At 58.4% G+C, this 19145-nt stretch carries 14 protein-coding genes; 10 read left to right on the top strand and 4 right to left on the bottom strand.

Annotation, left to right across the window (positions count from 1 at the left end; all coding sequences use genetic code 11):
- The first annotated feature begins 27 nt into the window (after positions 1 to 27).
- The 4 genes from surE (at position 28) to rpoS (ending at position 3677) form a co-directional block, all read left to right on the top strand.
- Positions 28 to 789: a 5'/3'-nucleotidase SurE gene (gene surE / locus AB6T85_RS14045; protein ID WP_125287445.1), complete on the top strand. Its 762-nt coding sequence runs from the start codon at positions 28 to 30 to the stop codon at positions 787 to 789.
- Complete coding sequence (locus AB6T85_RS14040) at positions 783 to 1409, top strand: protein-L-isoaspartate(D-aspartate) O-methyltransferase (RefSeq protein ID WP_125287446.1); 627 nt, start codon at positions 783 to 785, stop codon at positions 1407 to 1409. Before surE ends, AB6T85_RS14040 begins: the two co-directional genes overlap by 7 nt.
- 156 nt (positions 1410 to 1565) lie before the next feature.
- On the top strand, positions 1566 to 2633 hold the full coding sequence (gene nlpD / locus AB6T85_RS14035; protein WP_253458892.1) for a murein hydrolase activator NlpD: 1068 nt from the start codon (positions 1566 to 1568) through the stop codon (positions 2631 to 2633).
- 51 nt (positions 2634 to 2684) lie between these two features.
- Positions 2685 to 3677 (top strand): RNA polymerase sigma factor RpoS, encoded by a 993-nt coding sequence (gene rpoS, locus AB6T85_RS14030; protein WP_125287448.1) that lies wholly within the window; start codon positions 2685 to 2687, stop codon positions 3675 to 3677.
- Between the two features lie 67 nt (positions 3678 to 3744).
- On the opposite strand, the gene AB6T85_RS14025 is transcribed toward rpoS, so the two are convergent.
- The 3 genes from AB6T85_RS14025 to narL form a co-directional block, all read right to left on the bottom strand.
- Positions 3745 to 5043, bottom strand: coding sequence for a hypothetical protein (locus AB6T85_RS14025; RefSeq protein ID WP_369895905.1), 1299 nt, complete (start codon positions 5041 to 5043; stop codon positions 3745 to 3747).
- 163 nt (positions 5044 to 5206) lie between these two features.
- Positions 5207 to 7759 (bottom strand): DNA mismatch repair protein MutS, encoded by a 2553-nt coding sequence (gene mutS / locus AB6T85_RS14020; RefSeq protein ID WP_301252620.1) that lies wholly within the window; start codon positions 7757 to 7759, stop codon positions 5207 to 5209.
- A gap of 321 nt (positions 7760 to 8080) precedes the next feature.
- Positions 8081 to 8728 carry a two-component system response regulator NarL gene (narL, locus tag AB6T85_RS14015; protein ID WP_369895903.1) on the bottom strand — a complete coding sequence of 216 codons (648 nt, stop codon included), beginning with the start codon at positions 8726 to 8728 and terminating at the stop codon, positions 8081 to 8083.
- 313 nt (positions 8729 to 9041) lie between these two features.
- Between narL and AB6T85_RS14010 the strand changes: the two genes are divergently transcribed.
- The 6 genes from AB6T85_RS14010 to lldD all read left to right on the top strand — a co-directional run bounded on the left by AB6T85_RS14010 (position 9042) and on the right by lldD (position 18508).
- Complete coding sequence (locus AB6T85_RS14010; RefSeq protein WP_253458953.1) at positions 9042 to 10436, top strand: NarK family nitrate/nitrite MFS transporter; 1395 nt, start codon at positions 9042 to 9044, stop codon at positions 10434 to 10436.
- A 67-nt stretch (positions 10437 to 10503) separates the two neighbouring features.
- On the top strand, positions 10504 to 14262 hold the full coding sequence (locus AB6T85_RS14005) for a nitrate reductase subunit alpha (protein ID WP_369895902.1): 3759 nt from the start codon (positions 10504 to 10506) through the stop codon (positions 14260 to 14262).
- Positions 14259 to 15797, top strand: a complete 1539-nt coding sequence (gene narH / locus AB6T85_RS14000) for a nitrate reductase subunit beta (protein ID WP_369895899.1) — start codon at positions 14259 to 14261, stop codon at positions 15795 to 15797. The genes AB6T85_RS14005 and narH overlap by 4 nt, the downstream gene beginning before the upstream one ends.
- The gene (narJ, locus tag AB6T85_RS13995; RefSeq protein ID WP_369895898.1) at positions 15794 to 16519 is read left to right on the top strand and encodes a nitrate reductase molybdenum cofactor assembly chaperone; all 726 of its coding nucleotides are present in this window, start codon (positions 15794 to 15796) and stop codon (positions 16517 to 16519) included. The genes narH and narJ overlap by 4 nt, the downstream gene beginning before the upstream one ends.
- A complete protein-coding gene (gene narI, locus AB6T85_RS13990; protein ID WP_253458965.1) occupies positions 16516 to 17193 on the top strand; it encodes a respiratory nitrate reductase subunit gamma in 678 nt (225 codons plus the stop codon). Before narJ ends, narI begins: the two co-directional genes overlap by 4 nt.
- 181 nt (positions 17194 to 17374) lie before the next feature.
- Entirely contained in the window at positions 17375 to 18508 is a 1134-nt protein-coding gene (lldD, locus tag AB6T85_RS13985; RefSeq protein WP_369895896.1) for an FMN-dependent L-lactate dehydrogenase LldD, read from the top strand.
- Positions 18509 to 18544: 36 nt separating this feature from the next.
- Here the strand turns inward: lldD and AB6T85_RS13980 are convergent, their stop codons facing one another.
- Positions 18545 to 19132 carry a DJ-1/PfpI family protein gene (locus AB6T85_RS13980; RefSeq protein ID WP_253458972.1) on the bottom strand — a complete coding sequence of 196 codons (588 nt, stop codon included), beginning with the start codon at positions 19130 to 19132 and terminating at the stop codon, positions 18545 to 18547.
- Positions 19133 to 19145: the final 13 nt, after the last annotated feature.

Genomic DNA, 19145 nt, shown 5'->3' with positions numbered 1-19145 from the left:
GATTGAAAAGAAGGGGTTAAATTCCAGATGCGAATATTGCTGAGTAATGATGACGGTATCCACGCGCCGGGTATTCAGACGCTGGCGGCCGCGCTGCGCGAGTTTGCAGAGGTGCAGGTGGTGGCGCCGGATCGCAACCGCAGCGGCGCATCTAACTCGCTGACGCTGGAAACGCCGCTCCGTACCTTCAGCTATCCCAACGGCGATATTGCGGTACAGATGGGCACGCCAACCGACTGTGTCTATTTGGGCGTGAACGCGCTGATGCGCCCCAAACCGGATATCGTCGTTTCCGGCATTAATGCGGGAGCGAACCTGGGCGACGACGTCATCTATTCCGGCACCGTGGCGGCGGCGATGGAAGGGCGCCATCTGGGCCTGCCCGCGCTGGCCGTCTCGCTGGACGGGCATCAGCATTACGACACCGCCGCCGCCGTAACCTGTTCTCTGCTGCGGGCGCTGCAGCGCGAGCCGTTGCGCACCGGCCGGATCCTGAACATCAACGTGCCGGATTTACCGCTCAGCGAAATTAAAGGTATCCGCATGACCCGCTGCGGCAGCCGTCATCCCAGCGATCAGGCTATCCCGCTACAGGATCCGCGCGGCCATACGCTGTACTGGATTGGCCCGCCGGGTGAAAAGTTCGACGCCGGCCCCGATACGGACTTTGCCGCCGTCGAAGAAGGTTACGTGTCGGTAACCGCGCTGCATGTCGATCTCACCGCGCATGGCGCGCAGGAGGTCGTTGCTTCATGGTTAGCCAGTTCGGGAGTTGAAAACGAATGGTAAACCGCCGCATTGAAACGCTGCTGGACCAGCTGCGCCAGCAGGGCATTACGGATGAAGCCTTGCTGAAGGCGATTGAAGCGGTGCCGCGCGAGCGTTTCGTTGATGAAGCTTTCGAGCATAAAGCCTGGGACAATACGGCGCTGCCGATTGGCTCCGGGCAAACCATTTCCCAACCCTATATCGTGGCGAAAATGACCTCGCTGCTGGCGTTGAAACCCGAGTCGCGCGTGCTGGAGATCGGCACAGGTTCGGGCTATCAAACCGCTATCCTCGCGCATCTTGTCGGGCATGTTTGCTCCGTCGAACGAATCAAAGGCCTGCAATGGCAGGCGAAACGGCGGCTGAAGCAGCTCGATCTGCATAATGTTTCCACCCGTCACGGTGATGGCTGGCAGGGCTGGCCAGCGCGCGGCCCTTTCGATGCGATTATCGTTACTGCTGCGCCGCCGGAGATCCCTGTCGAGCTGATGAACCAGCTTGATGAGGGCGGCATCATGGTGCTGCCGGTCGGCGACGAACAGCAGCAGCTCAAGCGCATCACCCGTAAAAACGGCGAATTCCTGGTGGAAACTATCGAGCCGGTGCGATTTGTGCCGCTGGTGCAGGGCGATCTGGCCTGAGCGCCCGGCCAATTGTACGCATCTGTTAATGGCTTCTATCTGTTAATGGCACGTGACGGCCGATATTGTTACTATTCAATCTATTCAGAATTTAATGCTGCTGGCGCAGGTTTAGCCGAGCGCGGCCGCACAGTTTTGCCGTAGCGGGGGATATAAATGAGCACGGGAAGCCCGGTAGTAAAATTACGCCGTATTGCGGCGGTTTCACTCGTTGGTTTTTGGTTAGCTGGCTGTTCCAGCGATAACGCACAGGCGCCAATCAGCTCGGTAGGCGGCAATGGCAGCGCCAACAGCGGCGGGGGATTAATCAGCCAGCCACCGCCGATCGTTTCCGGTTCTGGCCGCGCCGCGCCCGCAGCGAGCGGCGGCAGAAGTGAAAATGTTGTTACGCAAAATGGGCGTATCATCTATAACCGCTCGTATGGGAATATTCCGAAAGGTAGCTACAGCGGCGAAACTTACACCGTTAAACGCGGCGATACGCTGTTCTATATTGCCTGGATTACCGGCAACGATTTCCGTGATTTAGCCGAACGAAATAACGTCTCTGCGCCTTACAGCCTCAATGTGGGCCAGCAGTTGCAGGTTAGTAACGGCTCCGGCGGCACCCTGACCGGCGGCAATGCCATCACCGCAGCGGATGCAACGGCGGGCGGCGTGCCCACTCAGCCGACCACTGCGCAAATGAAGAGCACAACGGTTGCACGTCAGCCGGTTATTACGTATTCTGAGGATTCAGGTAAACCAAGTGAAGGCAAAATGTTACCTTCAGCCGGTACAAATACTGTCGCAACGACGACAGCGCCGGTAAGTGCTCCGACCGTCAGCAGCACAACGAATAGCTCTACTCCGGTAGGCAGCTGGCGTTGGCCGACCGACGGGAAGATTATCGATAACTTTTCTGCTTCCGAAGGCGGCAACAAAGGTATCGATATCGCGGGATCGCGAGGACAGCCCGTTGTATCAACCGCCTCAGGGCGCGTTGTGTATGCCGGGAATGCGCTGCGCGGTTATGGCAACTTGATTATCATCAAACATAATGATGACTACCTGAGTGCATATGCCCATAACGACACGATGCTGGTCCGCGAGCAGCAGGAAGTAAAAGCGGGTCAGAAGATTGCGACAATGGGCAGTACCGGCACCAGTTCGGTTAGATTGCATTTTGAAATTCGTTACAAGGGGAAATCCGTAAACCCGTTGCGCTATTTGCCGCAGCGATAAACCGGCAGAACCCTGGTTGTTCTGCCCTGGGATCACGGGTAGGAGCCGCTAATGAGCCAGAATACGCTGAAAGTTAATGAGTTACATGAAGACGCGGAATTCGACGAAAACGGAGCTGAGATTTTTGATGAGAAGGCTCTTGTCGGAAATGAACCTGCTGATAACGATATAGCTGAAGAAGAGCTGTTGTCACAAGGCGCTACACAACGTGTTTTGGATGCGACGCAGCTCTACCTGGGGGAGATCGGTTATTCACCGCTCCTTACGGCAGAGGAAGAAGTTTTCTTCGCTCGTCGTGCTCTGCGTGGTGACATTCCGTCTCGTCGCCGCATGATTGAAAGTAACTTACGTCTGGTAGTGAAGATCGCCCGTCGTTACAGCAATCGTGGTCTGGCTTTGCTGGATCTGATTGAAGAAGGTAACCTGGGCCTGATCCGCGCGGTAGAGAAATTTGACCCTGAACGTGGGTTCCGTTTCTCTACTTACGCTACCTGGTGGATCCGTCAGACGATTGAACGGGCGATCATGAATCAAACCCGTACCATCCGTCTGCCAATCCACATTGTTAAAGAGCTGAACGTCTATCTGCGTACCGCCCGCGAACTGGCCCACAAGCTGGATCACGAGCCAAGCGCGGAAGAAATTGCCGAACAGCTGGACAAACCCGTTGATGACGTCAGCCGTATGCTGCGCCTCAACGAACGCATCACGTCAGTTGACACGCCGTTAGGCGGAGATTCTGAGAAAGCGCTGCTGGATATCCTGGCCGACGAGAAAGACAACGGTCCGGAAGATACCACCCAGGACGATGACATGAAGCAGAGCATCGTCAAGTGGCTGTTCGAACTGAACGCCAAACAGCGTGAAGTGCTGGCGCGTCGTTTCGGCCTGTTAGGCTACGAAGCGGCAACGTTAGAAGATGTGGGTCGCGAAATCGGTCTGACCCGTGAACGTGTTCGCCAGATTCAGGTTGAAGGTCTTCGTCGTCTGCGGGAAATTTTGCAGGCTCAGGGACTGAACATTGAAGCCTTGTTTCGCGAATAATGCGGGCGCTTAAAGAGTGAAAGCGAAAAGCGGTGGTGCAAACCACCGCTTTTTTATTGCCTGTAAATCAGACAACTTCCTTAACTTTCTCTTTTGCGTCGGATTTCACATCCTGCATCGCATAGGTATCCATCACCGCGCCTTTATAAGCGCTCATCAACATCTGCATCGGCGTAACTTTGCCGGTCAACAGCCCTTGCGCCATGCCTTTTAGCGCGTCAAACGCGGTTTTCACGCCGCCCACGATGCCGCCTTTGATCACATCCCACGGATTGGTACTTTCTGCGCGACCCATCCCGGTCAGCACGTTGCTGAGTCCAGGAATAAAGGCCAGCGCTTTGCCCAGCTTCAGGCAAATGCCCTGAAAACCGCTTTTATTGGTGCCGTTCAGGTTGACCATTTCGTCGTTGGTGGTGGTTAAACGGCCGTCTTTTGGAAAGGCTTTATCCAGCCCCTGTTCCGCCACGTCTTTGACGATCGCCGCTTCCGTCCCGTGACGGGCATCGCCGCTTTTGGTAAGGCCTTCGATTTTGCCGTTAGTGGAGATTTTACCGCGATCGCCGCCTTCCCGGTTATCCAGCGCCTTAACGTTATTTAAAAAGTACGACATGTTTTTGGCGGCCAGCGCCCGGCTTTTCTCGTCCGGGTTATTGGCCGTCCAGTCGCCGAACTGCTTTTTCAGCTCGCTCTGCTTGATATCTTTCTGATTGCCCAGATTTTTCAACACCGGGTTCTCGTTGATGATTTGATCGGCGGTGCGGTTGTCGCCATCCATGTTTTTAAACAGCGTGCTGCTGGAAGGCGGAACACTGGTGTCCTTTTCGCTGGCTGGCATCGTCTGCCCGCCGGCGTTCGCATCGGTAGTGCCGGTTGCGCCCGTGGCCGTCGCACCCAGCGAAGAGAGCAGCTCCTTAAGCTGAGACAGCGCGCTGCTGAGTTGCGTATCGGTTGTGCTGCTGTTGCCGGACGACTGCTGGCTCTCCTGGCTTTGTTTAAGCAGTTTGGTAATGCTGTCGAGCAGCATTTGCAGCTGCGACATCACGTTCTGCGTGTTGTTGGCCGAAGGGGAGCCGTTTTGCGCGCTGGTGCCTGAAGATTGCTGCTGCGCCAGCTGCTCCTTGAGCTTGCTCAGCTCCTCCTTGCCCTGCTTTAACAGCGAATCGATCAGCGTTTTATAATCGGCACTGAGCGAGGCCGTAGAGCTTTTCTGCGTAGTGGTGCCCTGCGCGCCGCCGTATTGCAACAGACTGGACTTTTCCGGTGCTGCGGCGAGGCTGCCGTTCTGCGCTTTACCCGGGCGCGCGGAGAACTGTCCCGCGTTAATCGCCTCGCTGTTTATCCCAACGGGATTCACTCTTAAATTCATGACACTCTCCACTGGATTAGATGAAATGACGCGGACAAAACGGCGCGATGCAGACCGCTAACGCTTTATCACTGTCATTACGTGGGAGAGAGGAGGGGGATGGTTCCATTGCAAAGAAAAGGCCCGCGTGAGGCGGGCCTGCGCTTAAACCATCAGCCTGCAACTAAACCAGCGATTTCAGACGATAGATCCATTCCAGCGCCTGACGCGGCGACAGCGTGTCGGGATCTAACGCTTCCAGCGCCTCAACGGCCGGGGACGTCTCTTCAACCAGCAGCGGCAGCTGTGGGCCTTCCGCGCTGCCTGCGGCCGCGCTGGCCGAGCTGGCTTCCAGCTCTTTCAGCTTCTGCCGCGCGCGCTTGATCACTTCTTTCGGCACGCCTGCCAGCGCGGCAACGGCCAGTCCGTAACTTTTGCTGGCCGCGCCGTCCTGCACGCTGTGCATAAAGGCGATAGTGTCACCGTGCTCCACGGCATCCAGATGCACGTTGGCGACGCCTTCCATCTTCTCTTCCAGCGTGGTCAGCTCGAAATAGTGCGTGGCGAACAGCGTCATCGCTTTGATGCGGTTCGCCAGGCTTTCCGCGCAGGCCCAGGCAAGAGAAAGACCGTCGTAGGTCGAGGTGCCGCGGCCGATCTCGTCCATCAACACCAGGCTGTATTCCGTCGCGTTATGCAGAATATTGGCGGTTTCGGTCATTTCGACCATAAAGGTTGAGCGACCGGAAGCGAGATCGTCCGCCGCGCCAACGCGGGTGAAGATGCGGTCGATGGGGCCAATTACCGCTTCTTCCGCCGGAACGTAGCTGCCGATAAAGGCCATCAGCGCTATCAGCGCGGCCTGGCGCATATAGGTGCTTTTACCGCCCATGTTCGGCCCGGTGATCACCAACATGCGGCGCTGCGGTGACAGCGTCAGCGGGTTGGCGATAAACGGCTCTTTCAGCACCTGCTCGACCACCGGATGACGGCCGCCGGTCAGTCTGATGCCTGGCTTATCGGTAAAGGTCGGACAGTTGAAGTTCAGGGTCCAGGCGCGCTCGGCAAGGTTGCTCAATACGTCCAGCTCCGCCAGCGCGGCGGCGCTGATCTGCAGCGCTTCCAGATGCGGCAGCAGCAGATCGAACAGCCCGTCGTAAAGGGCCTTTTCCAGCGCCAGCGCCTTGCCTTTCGAGGTCAGAACCTTGTCTTCATACTCTTTCAGCTCGGGGATAATATAGCGCTCGGCGTTTTTCAGCGTCTGACGGCGCACGTAGTTGATCGGCACCAGATGGCTTTGCCCACGGCTGACCTGAATATAGTAGCCGTGTACGGCGTTAAAACCGACCTTGAGCGTATCCAGCCCCAGCTTTTCACGCTCGCGGATTTCCAGCTTGTCCAGATAGTCGGTGGCGCCGTCCGCCAGCGCGCGCCACTCGTCCAGCTCTTCGTTATAGCCTGGCGCAATCACGCCGCCGTCGCGCACCAGCACCGGCGGTGCATCGATAATGGCGTTTTCCAGCAGTTCGCGCAGCTCGTCGAACTGGCCCATCTGCTGGCGCAGCGTTTGCAGATGCGGCACGTCGCTGTCAACCAGCAGCGCGTCCAGCCCGGGCAGCTGCTGAAAAGCGTGACGCATCCTGGCCAGATCGCGCGGGCGCGCCGTGCGCAGCGCCAGCCTGGCGAGGATACGCTCCAGATCGCCGACCTGCCGCAGCAGCGGCGCCAGCTCGGCGGTAAAATCCTGTAGCGCGCCGATGCTTTGCTGCCGGTTGATAAGCGTTGCGGTGTCGCGGATCGGCATATGCAGCCAGCGTTTCAGCATGCGGCTGCCCATCGGCGTGACGGTTCTGTCCAGCACCGAAGCCAGCGTGTTATCGATGCCGCCCGCCAGGTTCTGGGTGATTTCCAGATTGCGGCGCGTGGCGGCGTCCATGATGATGCCGTCCTGCTGACGCTCCATCGTCAGCGAGCGGATATGCGGCAGCGAGGTGCGCTGGGTATCTTTTACATATTGCAGCAGGCAGCCTGCCGCACGCAGCGCAAACTGCGCCTGCTCGACGCCGAAACCGTTCAGATCGCGGGTGCCGAACTGCATGTTCAGCTGCTGGCGCGCGGTATCCACCTCGAACTCCCACAGCGGGCGACGACGCAGGCCACGACGATTTTCAATCAGCGACATGGCGGCAAAATCTTCGGGATAGAGCAGCTCCGCCGGATTGGTGCGCTGTAGCTCTGCCGCCATCGTTTCCAGATCGCTCGGCTCCGCCAGGCGGAAGCGGCCGGAGCTGATATCCAGCGTGGCGTAGCCGAAGCCGCGCGAACCCTGCCAGATGGCCGCCAGCAAATTGTCCTGACGCTCCTGCAGCAGCGCTTCGTCGCTGATGGTGCCGGGCGTGACGATGCGTACCACTTTACGCTCGACCGGGCCTTTGCTCAGCGCCGGATCGCCGATCTGTTCGCAGATCGCCACCGACTCGCCCAGCTGCACCAGTTTCGCGAGGTAGTTTTCCACGGCATGATGCGGGACGCCAGCCATCGGGATCGGTTCGCCAGCGGAAGCGCCGCGTTTGGTCAGCGAGATTTCCAACAGCTGAGAGGCGCGTTTAGCATCGTCATAAAACAGCTCGTAAAAATCGCCCATGCGGTAGAACAGCAGGATCTCCGGATGCTCGGCTTTCAGACGCAGGTACTGCTGCATCATGGGCGTATGGGAAGAAAGATTGTCAGTGGTCATTATCAGGTCTTCTTTTCCAGTCCATTGAATATAAAGTCGGCGCGGGACGCTGAGTTTTACTTCAAAACGGTGATTGGGCAGGCGCGCCAGCGAGGTCAGCGCAGGTGACGGGCACGAGAGCGGCGCCTTTTTCTGAGGGCTATAGTAACGCAGCGCGATCGATGCTGTCACAGGTAAAAGCCAGAGACGGGCCGCAAAGCGTAAAAATAGAGGGAGCAAAATGCGATAGCGTTGGCGAAACCGTTTAGCGACAGAGGGTGAAGCGCAGCCCTGTCCGGCGACTACTGCGGTGCCGGAAAAGCGGAGCGAAGAAAGTCTTTATCAGCCGTGGCCGTTTTGCAGCGCCCAGACGGCCGCTTCCACCCGGGATTTCAGCTTCATTTTTTTCAGTAGATGTTTAACGTGCACTTTTACCGTGCTTTCAGTAATCGACAGCTTGCGGGCAATGGCTTTATTGGTCATCCCCAGCGTGATCAGCTTCAGAATATCGCGTTCGCGGCGCGTCAGCTGTTCCACATCGCGCGCTTCTGTCGGGCGTGATTCACGCAGGCTGGCCACCAGCACGTTGGTCAGCTTTTCGCTTAACACCATCTGGCCGGCGGCGGCCTGATGCAGCGCTTTCAGCAACGCTTCCGGCTCCATATCCTTCAGCAGATAACCATCTGCGCCGTGTTTTAACGCGTTTACCACGTCATCTTCATGATCGGAAACGCTGAATACCACGATGCGCCCGGAAAGCTCGATGGTGCGCAGCTGCACCAGCGTATCCAGCCCGTTCATGCCTGGCATATTTAAATCCAAAAGGATCAGGTCGGGGTCATGCTGTTCCGCCAGTACGACGCCCTGCGCGCCGTCGCTGGCTTCTGCGATAACCTGCAAACTTTCTTCCATTTTAATCAACTGTTTAACGCCGTTCCGCAGCAGCGGATGATCGTCAATCAGCAGGATAGTGGCGGCTTCTTCTTTCACGCTTGGATTTTCCACAGTCAGAGGGCGGCGAATGATTCCCGGTTAGCTTCTTAATCTTACCGATTAAAAACGTTAACCCTATACCACTAAGGGAGTAACCATAAATTTCTTCCTTCCGCAGTCTAACTGAAAAAAGCGCCCGCTGTGCGTAGTAATTACATGAATTTTATAAATATGTTTCCGATATGTCTCTACTCATCCAGGCGCAGCGACAGCACGGAGGCAAAAGATCACCTGCATCCACGTTGATTTGCGTCAACCCGGCGTCAGAAGCGGTTAAGCAGAATGCGCTCCATTCAAACCGGAGATGACTATGACGCAACTTGCCCCTCTTCAACCCGAAGAAAACGGTGCCGTTATCCAGGACTGGCAGCCGGAAAACGAGCGGTTCTGGCAGCAGCGTGGAAAACGCATCGCCAACCGTAACCTGTGGATTTCCGTTTTCTGTTTGCTGCTCGCTTTCTGCGTCTGGATGCTGTTCAGCGCCGTTGCAGTGAACCTGAACAAAGTTGGCTTCACCTTTACCACCGAGCAGCTTTTTCTGCTGACGGCGCTGCCTTCCATTTCAGGCGCGCTGCTGCGGATCCCTTACTCTTTTGTGATCCCCGTGTTCGGCGGACGGCGCTGGACGGCTTTCAGCACCGGTATCCTGCTGGTCCCTTGCCTGTGGCTTGGGTTTGCCGTGCAGGACACCAGCACCGCTTTCAGCATTTTTGTGCTGATCGCGCTGCTGTGCGGCTTTGCGGGCGCGAACTTTGCCTCCAGCATGGGCAATATCAGCTTCTTTTTTCCTAAAGCGCAGCAGGGCGGGGCGCTGGGCATCAACGGCGGTCTGGGCAACCTGGGCGTCAGCGTAATGCAGTTCGCCGCCCCGCTGGCCGTTTCCATTGCCGTTTTCGGCGCCTTTGGCGGCGGCGCGCAGCACACCAGCAGCGGCGAAACGATCTGGCTGCAAAACGCCGCGTGGATCTGGGTGCCGTTCCTGCTTGTCGCGACGCTGGCGGCCTGGTTCGGCATGAACGACCTGGCGGCGGCGAAATCTTCTCTGCGCGAGCAGCTGCCGGTACTGAAACGCGGCCACCTGTGGGTGATGGCGCTGCTTTACCTGGCGACTTTTGGCTCTTTTATCGGCTTTTCCGCCGGTTTCGCCATGCTCGCCAAAACGCAGTTTCCGGATATCAGCATTCTTCACTACGCCTTTTTCGGCCCGCTGCTGGGCGCGCTGGCGCGGTCGGCGGGCGGCATTATTTCCGACAGGCTGGGCGGCGTACGCGTGACGCTGGCTAACTTTGTGCTGATGGCGCTGTTTGCCGCGCTGCTGTTCCTGACGCTGCCGGGGGAAGGAACCAGCGGATCCTTTAGCGCCTTTTTCGCCGTGTTTATGGGACTGTTTTTAACCGCCGGCCTGGGCAGCGGCTCGACCTATCAGATGATCGCCGTGATTTTCCGCAAGCTCACCCTGGAGAAGGCAAGCGCGGAAGGGAAAGGCATAGAGACCGCACAGCGGGAAGCAGTGACCGAAACCTCCGCCGCGCTTGGCTTTATTTCCGCTATCGGCGCGCTGGGCGGCTTTTTCATCCCGCAGACGTTTGGCCTTTCGCTGTCCATGCTGGGCACGCCGACGGGCGCGATGAAAATCTTCCTCGCCTTCTATCTGCTTTGCGTTGGCGTCACCTGGCTGGTTTACGGCCGCAAAAATAAATTTTGATAACGTGCGGAGGCAATGTCCCTCCGCCGCCTGAGCAATATCACCTAAGCCTTCAGGAGTTTTCCGGATGAGCAAATTTCTCGACAGGTTTCGCTACTTTAAACAGCTGGCGGAACCCTTTGCTGGTCAACACGGCCAGACACTCAACACCAATCGCGACTGGGAAGAGGGCTACCGTAGCCGCTGGCAGCACGATAAAATCGTGCGCTCCACGCATGGCGTAAACTGCACCGGCTCCTGCAGCTGGAAAATTTACGTCAAAAATGGCCTGGTCACGTGGGAAACGCAGCAAACCGACTATCCGCGCACCCGACCGGATTTGCCGAATCACGAGCCGCGCGGCTGTCCTCGCGGCGCCAGCTACTCCTGGTATCTCTACAGCGCCAACCGCCTGAAATATCCGCTGATGCGCAAAAAGCTGCTCAAGCTGTGGCGCGAAGCCAAAGCGGAGCATCAGGATCCGGTCGCGGCCTGGGGATCGATCGTCAGCGATCCGCAAAAAGCGCAGAGCTATAAGATCGCTCGCGGTCGCGGCGGCTTCGTCCGGTCAAGCTGGCAGGAGGTCAACGAGCTGATCGCGGCATCCAATATCTATACGGCGAAAACCTTCGGCCCGGATCGCATTATCGGCTTTTCACCGATCCCGGCGATGTCGATGGTTTCCTATGCCGCAGGCGCGCGCTATCTGTCGCTGATCGGCGGCGTCTGCCTGAGTTTTTATGACTGGTATTGCGATTTGCCGCCCGCTTCGCCCATGACCTGGGGCGAGCAGACCGACGTGCCGGAATCGGCCGACTGGTATAACTCTTCTTATATTATCGCCTGGGGCTCTAACGTGCCGCAGACGCGCACGCCGGATGCTCATTTCTTTACCGAGGTGCGCTACAAGGGCACCAAAACCGTGGCGATCACGCCTGACTATGCCGAGGTCGCCAAGCTGTGCGATCAGTGGCTGAATCCTAAGCAGGGCACCGACAGCGCGCTGGCGCTGGCTTTAGGACACGTGATGCTGAAGGAGTTTCACCTTGAGCGCGAGGTGCCCTATTTCCGTGACTACGTGCGCCGCTATACCGATATGCCGATGCTGGTGCTGCTGGAGCCGCGCGAGGGCGGCTACTACGCTGCCGGACGCCAGCTCCGCGCCAGCGATCTGATTGATAACCTGGGGCAGGAAAACAACCCGCAGTGGAAAACCATCGCCATCGACCAGGAGAGCGGTGAGCTGGTGGCGCCGCAGGGATCCATCGGCTATCGCTGGGGAGAAAAAGGCAAGTGGAACCTGGAGTCGCGTGAAGGCGGCTCGCAGCGGGAAGTCACGCTTCAGCTTAGCCTGCTGGGCAGCCATGACGAGATCGCCGAGGTCGGCTTTCCCTATTTCGGCGGCCTGGAAAGCGAAAACTTCAGCAGCGTGCCGCTGGAGGAGATCCTGCTGCACAAGCTGCCGGTGAAGCGTTTGCAGCTGGCCGACGGCAGCGCTGCGCTGGTCGCCAGCGTGTATGATCTGACGCTGGCGAACTACGGGCTGGATCGTGGTCTGCACGACGAAAACTGCGCAGGCAGCTATGACGAGATCAAAGCCTACAGCCCGGCCTGGGCCGAGCAGATCACCGGCGTGTCGCGGCAGAATATCATTCGGCTGGCGCGCGAGTTTGCCGACAACGCGGAAAAAACGCGTGGCCGCTCGATGATTATCGTCGGCGCCGGGATGAACCACTGGTATCACATGGATATGAACTACCGTGGGCTGATCAATATGCTGATCTTCTGCGGCTGCGTGGGGCAGAGCGGCGGCGGCTGGGCGCACTATGTCGGTCAGGAAAAACTGCGGCCGCAGACCGGCTGGACGCCGCTGGCTTTCGCGCTCGACTGGCAGCGTCCGCCGCGCCATATGAACAGCACCTCGTTCTTCTATAACCATTCCAGCCAGTGGCGCTACGAAACCGTGCAGACCAGCGAGCTGCTCTCGCCGCTGGCCGATAAAAAGCGCTACGGCGGCAGTTTAATCGACTTTAACGTGCGTTCCGAGCGCATGGGCTGGCTGCCTTCCGCGCCGCAGCTGAACGGCAATCCGCTGAACATCGCCGCGCAGGCGAAAGCGGCCGGGATGCCGCCGGTGGATTTCACCGTGGAAAGCCTGAAAACCGGCACGCTGCGCTTTGCCGCCGAGCAGCCGGACAATCCGCAGAACTTCCCGCGTAACCTGTTTGTCTGGCGCTCCAACCTGCTGGGATCGTCCGGCAAAGGCCATGAGTACATGCTCAAATATCTGCTGGGCACGGAAAATGGCATTCAGGGTAAAGATTTAGGCGTGCAGGGCGGCGTGAAGCCGGAAGAAGTGGAATGGCAGGAGAAAGGCGGCGAAGGCAAGCTGGATCTGGTGGTAACGCTGGATTTCCGCCTGTCCAGTACCTGTCTCTATTCCGATATCGTGCTGCCTACCGCCACCTGGTATGAAAAAGACGATATGAATACTTCGGATATGCATCCGTTTATTCATCCGCTGTCGGCGGCGGTCGATCCGGCCTGGGGAGCGAAAAGCGACTGGGAGATCTATAAAGACATCGCCAAACGCTTCTCGGAGCTTTGTCCGGGGCATCTCGGTGTGGAAACCGATATCGTCACGCTGCCGGTGCAGCACGATTCGCCGGCGGAGCTGGCGCAGCCTTTTGACGTTAAAGAGTGGAAAAAAGGCGAGTGCGACCTGATCCCCGGCAAAACCGCGCCGCACATTATTGCCGTAGAGCGCGACTATCCGGCCACCTGGGAACGCTTTACCTCGCTTGGCCCGCTGCTGGACAAGCTGGGCAACGGCGGTAAGGGCATCAGCTGGAACACGCAAAAAGAGGTCGATTTCCTTAAAGAGCTGAACTACGTCAAGACGGATGGCCCGGCCGCCGGCCGGCCGAATATTGACAGCGCCATCGATGCGGCCGAGGTCATTTTATCCCTCGCGCCGGAAACCAACGGTCAGGTGGCAGTTAAAGCCTGGCAGGCGCTGAGCGACATTACCGGCCGCGACCACACCCATCTGGCGCTGAACAAAGAAGACGAAAAAATTCGCTTCCGCGATATCCAGGCGCAGCCGCGCAAAATTATCTCCAGCCCCACCTGGTCAGGACTGGAAGACGAGCACGTCTCCTATAACGCCTGTTATACCAACGTGCATGAGCTGATCCCGTGGCGCACGCTCAGCGGACGCCAGCAGCTTTATCAGGATCACGAGTGGATGCGCGCCTTTGGCGAAAGCCTGCTGGTTTATCGTCCCCCTATTGATACCAGGGCGGCCAGGCCTTTGCTGAACAAAAAGCCGAACGGCAATCCGGAAAAGGCGCTGAACTTCCTGACGCCGCACCAGAAATGGGGCATTCACTCTACCTACAGCGACAACCTGCTGATGCTGACGCTGTCGCGCGGCGGCCCTATCGTCTGGATGAGTGAAGAAGACGCGCAGGAGCTGGGGATTGCGGACAACGACTGGATTGAAGCCTTTAACGCCAACGGATCGCTGACCGCTCGCGCAGTGGTCAGCCAGCGCGTACCGGCAGGCATGACCATGATGTACCACGCGCAGGAACGCATTGTGAACATTCCCGGTTCGGAAATTACCGGCCAGCGCGGCGGCATTCATAACTCCGTGACCCGCGCCTGTCCTAAACCAACCCATATGATCGGCGGCTACGCGCAGCTTTCCTACGGCTTTAACTATTACGGCACCGTAGGGTCCAATCGCGATGAGTTTGTGGTGGTGCGCAAAATGAATCACGTTCACTGGCTGGACGGTGAAGGTAACGACGACTGCCAGGGCGGCAAGGGGAGAAAATCATGAAAATTCGCTCGCAGGTCGGCATGGTGCTGAATCTGGATAAATGTATCGGCTGCCACACCTGTTCCGTGACCTGTAAAAACGTCTGGACCAGCCGTGAAGGGATGGAATACGCCTGGTTTAACAACGTTGAAAGCAAGCCGGGCGTCGGCTATCCGCAGGCATGGGAAGATCAGGAAAAATGGAAGGGCGGCTGGATCCGTAAAATCAACGGCAGGCTGGTGCCGCGCATGGGCAACCGCGTCGGGCTGCTGTCGAAAATTTTCGCTAACCCGGATGTGCCCGCGCTGGACGATTACTATGAGCCGTTCGACTACGACTATCAGCATTTACACAATGCGCCCGCTGGCAAACATCAGCCGATAGCGCGGCCGCGCTCGCTGATCACCGGCAAGCGGATGAAAAAAATCGAAAACGGCCCGAACTGGGAAGAGATCCTTGGCGGCGAGTTTTCCAAACGCTCGCAGGATAAAAATTTCGATAACATCCAGAAAGAGATGTACGGCCAGTTTGAACACACCTTTATGGCCTATCTGCCGCGCCTGTGCGAGCACTGCCTGAACCCGGCGTGCGTGGCGACCTGCCCAAGCGGCGCCATCTATAAGCGCGGCGAAGACGGTATCGTGCTGATCGATCAGGACAAGTGTCGCGGCTGGCGCATGTGCCTGACCGGCTGTCCCTATAAAAAAATCTACTTCAACTGGAAAAGCGGCAAATCGGAGAAGTGTATTTTCTGCTATCCGCGTATTGAGGCAGGCCAGCCCACGGTCTGTTCGGAAACCTGCGTAGGGCGCATCCGCTATCTTGGCGTGCTTTTGTACGACGCGGATCGCATTGAAGAAGCGGCAGCGAGCGAGCATGAACAGGATCTTTATGAAAGCCAGAGAGCGATCTTCCTCGATCCCCACGATCCCGAGGTGGTTGCCGAAGCGTTAAAAGAAGGCATCCCGCCAAGCGTGATTGACGCAGCGCAACGCTCGCCGGTTTATAAAATGGCGATGGAGTGGAAGCTGGCGCTGCCGCTGCACCCGGAATACCGCACGCTGCCGATGGTCTGGTACGTGCCGCCGCTGTCGCCCATTCAGAGCGCGGTGGACGCGGGCGACCTGCCGCACAACGGTATTCTGCCGGACGTGGAAAGCCTGCGCATTCCCGTGCAGTACCTGGCGAACCTGCTGACGGCGGGCGATACCGCGCCGGTTTTGCTGGCGCTAAAGAGAATGCTGGCCATGCGTCATTATAAACGCGCGGAAACCGTCGATAACCTTGTCGACACGCGGGCGCTGGAACAGGTTGGCTTAAGCGAAGCGCAGGCGCAGGAGATGTACCGCTATCTGGCCATCGCCAATTACGAAGATCGTTTCGTGGTGCCTTCCAGCCATCGTGAACTGGCGCGGGAAGCCTTCCCGGAAAGCAAAGGCTGCGGCTTCAGCTTCGGCGATGGCTGCCACGGCAGCGACGGTCGCTTCAACCTGTTTAACAGCCGCCGCATCGACGCGATTGATATTGGCAAAAAAACGCAGGAGGAGCAGCCATGATTACGCTACGTATCCTCGCCCGGCTGCTGGATTATCCCGATGAAGCGCTCTTTACGCATCAGGCTGAAATGCTGGCGGCGCTGGAAGCGGGCAGCGAGCTTGATGCCGCGCAGCGCGCGCAGCTGAGCGATTTTATTACGGAATTCTGCGCAGGCTCGCTGCTGGACAGGCAGGCCGACTATTGCGAGCTGTTCGATCGCGGTCGGGCCACCTCTTTGCTGCTGTTCGAGCATGTTCACGGCGAGTCGCGCGATCGCGGCCAGGCAATGGTCGATCTGCTGGAGCAATATCGCGCCGATGGCCTGGAGCTGAGCGCGAAAGAGCTGCCCGATTTTCTGCCGCTCTATCTGGAGTATCTGGCCAGCCTTGACGTCACCCGCGCCCGCGCTGGCCTGGCCGACGTGGCGCCAATCCTCGCGCTGCTGGCCGCCAGGCTAAAACAGCGTCAAAGCCGCTACGGCGAGCTGTTCACTTTGCTGCTGGCGCTCTCCGGCGCCGGGCTGGCGGTAGATGACCTGACGCCGAAAATCCATAAAGAGGCCCGCGACGATACGCCAGCGGCGCTGGATGCGGTCTGGGAAGAGGAGCAGATCAAATTTCTCGGCGAGCAGGGCTGTGCTTCCGCCCAGCAGGCCGCGCATCAGCGCCGCTTTGCCGACGCCGTCGCGCCGCAGTATCTGGACGTGGCGGCAATGACAACATCCACGGGGCGTTCATCATGAATTTTCTCTCAGGTTTCTTTTTCGATATTTATCCTTATATCGCAGGCAGCGTTTTCCTGATTGGCAGCTGGCTGCGCTACGACTATGGCCAGTACAGCTGGCGCGCCGGCTCCAGCCAGATGCTGGATAAAAAAGGGATGCGGCTCGCCTCCAACCTGTTTCATATCGGCATCATTGGTATTCTCTTCGGCCATTTCGTCGGCCTGCTGACGCCGCACTGGATGTACGAGGCTTTTCTGCCGATCGCCGCCAAGCAGAAGCTGGCGATGGTGGCCGGCGGCGTTTGCGGTTTGCTGACGCTGGCGGGCGGCGGGCTGCTGCTTAAGCGTCGCCTGCTCAATCCGCGCGTCAGGGCCACCAGCAGCGCCGGCGATATCCTGATCCTGACGCTGCTGGTAGCGCAGGCCACGCTGGGGCTGCTGACCATTCCTTTCTCCGCGCAGCATATGGACGGCAGCGAAATGATGAAGCTGGTCGGCTGGGCGCAGGCGATCGTGACCTTCCATGCGGGCGCGTCGCAGCATCTGGAAGGCGTGGCGCTGATTTACCGCGTGCATATGGTACTGGGCATGACGCTGTTTCTGCTGTTTCCGTTCTGCCGCCTGGTGCATATCTGGAGCGTGCCGCTGGAATATTTGACGCGGCGCTATCAGCTGGTACGCAATCGCCGTTAGTTGTGCGGCGTTACCTTGTGCAAAAAAGGCGATCGTCTGGTTTGTTGCCAAAATGTTGAGATGTGGGTCAGCGTATCCGTTTTCCGTCTCGACTACACTGCCTGTTCTTCCGGGCCGCTCTCGCGGCTCGTTTACTTTGCTTCGCGATGAAGCCGAGCGTTTTAACAAGGCAGGAAACCAGATGATCATTTCCGCATCAACGGATTACCGGGCAGCGGCACGGCGCAGGCTGCCGCCTTTCCTTTTCCACTATATCGACGGCGGTGCCTATAGCGAGCACACCCTCAGGCGCAATACCGCCGATCTGGCCGATATCGCGCTACGCCAGCGCATCCTGAAAAATATGGCCGAGCTGAGCCTGGAAACCACGCTGTTCGACGAGAAGCTGGCGATGCCGGTCATTCTCGCGCCGGTAGGACTGACGGGCATGTATGCACGGCGTGGCGAAGTGCAGGCGGCGCGCGCGGCGGCAAAAATGGGCATTCCCTTTACGCTTTCCACCGTTTCCGTCTGTCCCATCGAAGAGGTCGCGCCGGCGATTTCACGGCCTATGTGGTTCCAGCTTTACGTCTTAAAAGACCGTGGCTTTATGCGAAACGCGCTGGAGCGGGCCAAAGCCGCAGGGGTAAAAACGCTGGTCTTTACCGTGGATATGCCGGTGCCCGGCGCGCGCTACCGCGATGCGCATTCCGGCATGAGCGGACCGAACGCGGCTTTCCGCCGGATGGTGCAGGCCATGCTGCATCCGCAGTGGGCGTGGGATGTGGGCCTGAACGGCAAGCCGCACGATCTGGGCAACGTCTCGGCCTATCGCGGCCATCCGACCACGCTGGAAGACTACATTGGCTGGCTGGGCGCCAACTTCGATCCCTCTATCTCCTGGAAAGATTTGGAGTGGATCCGTGAGTTCTGGCAAGGGCCAATGATCATTAAGGGCATTCTCGATCCGCAGGATGCGAAGGATGCCGTGAGCTTCGGCGCCGATGGCATTGTGGTGTCTAACCACGGCGGCCGTCAGCTGGACGGCGTGCTTTCTACCGCGCGTGCGCTGCCCGCCATTGCCGATGCGGTAAAAGGCGACATTAAGATCCTGGCGGATTCAGGGATACGAACCGGGCTGGACGTGGTGCGGATGCTGGCGCTGGGCGCGGACAGCGTGCTGCTGGGCCGAGCCTTTGTCTATGCGCTGGCCGCAGCGGGCGAAGCTGGCGTGGTGAATCTGCTCTCGCTGATGGAAAAAGAGATGCGCGTGGCGATGACGCTGACCGGCGCGAAATCGGTAGCCGACATCAGCCGCGAGTTGCTGACGCTGTAAAGGTCGGCGGGCGAGGGCGCCTGCCGACAGCACAGACTAGCTGGCGTTTAGCCCGCTGTAAGAGCGCCAGTGGTCAAAATAGATGTGGTCAGCCTGGAAATCGGCCGTTTCGGTATCGTCGGTCAGGCGCCAGGCCAGCTGAAAGGCGAACTCAAAACTTTTGCCCAGCCCTTTGCCGCTCAGCAGGTTGCCGTCTTCCACCACCTCCTCCGCACTATAAACGCCATCGGTAACGCCCTTATACAAATCACCTGAGCAGGTATAGCGACGGCCCTTCAACAGATGATTGCCGCCCAGCACGCGCGCGGCAGCAGAACAGATCGGCGCAATCCATTTGCCCGCTTCGTCATGACGGCGAATAAACGCCGTGACCAGCGGGTTGGCCGCCAGGTTAACGGTGCCTTCCGGCCCGCCAGGGATAACCACGGCGTCAAACTCTTTATCCAGGCCCGCCAGCAGAACATCCGCTACCACCGGCACGGCATGGTAGCTGGGCACCTCACGCGTATCATGGCAGGCGACAGTCGTTACCTTAACGTGCAGACGGTTTAATATATCAATAATAATAAAGGCCTCCGCCTCTTCGAATCCCGGCGCCAGCAGCACCGCAGCCTGTTTGCTCATTACTCCTCCTGAT

This window comes from Erwinia aeris (assembly GCF_041224955.1).
GTDB classification, from domain to species: Bacteria; Pseudomonadota; Gammaproteobacteria; order Enterobacterales; family Enterobacteriaceae; genus Erwinia; species Erwinia aeris.
The sequence above is the reverse complement of the archived record's forward strand: the minus strand, read 5'-3'. Positions and strand labels throughout refer to the sequence as shown.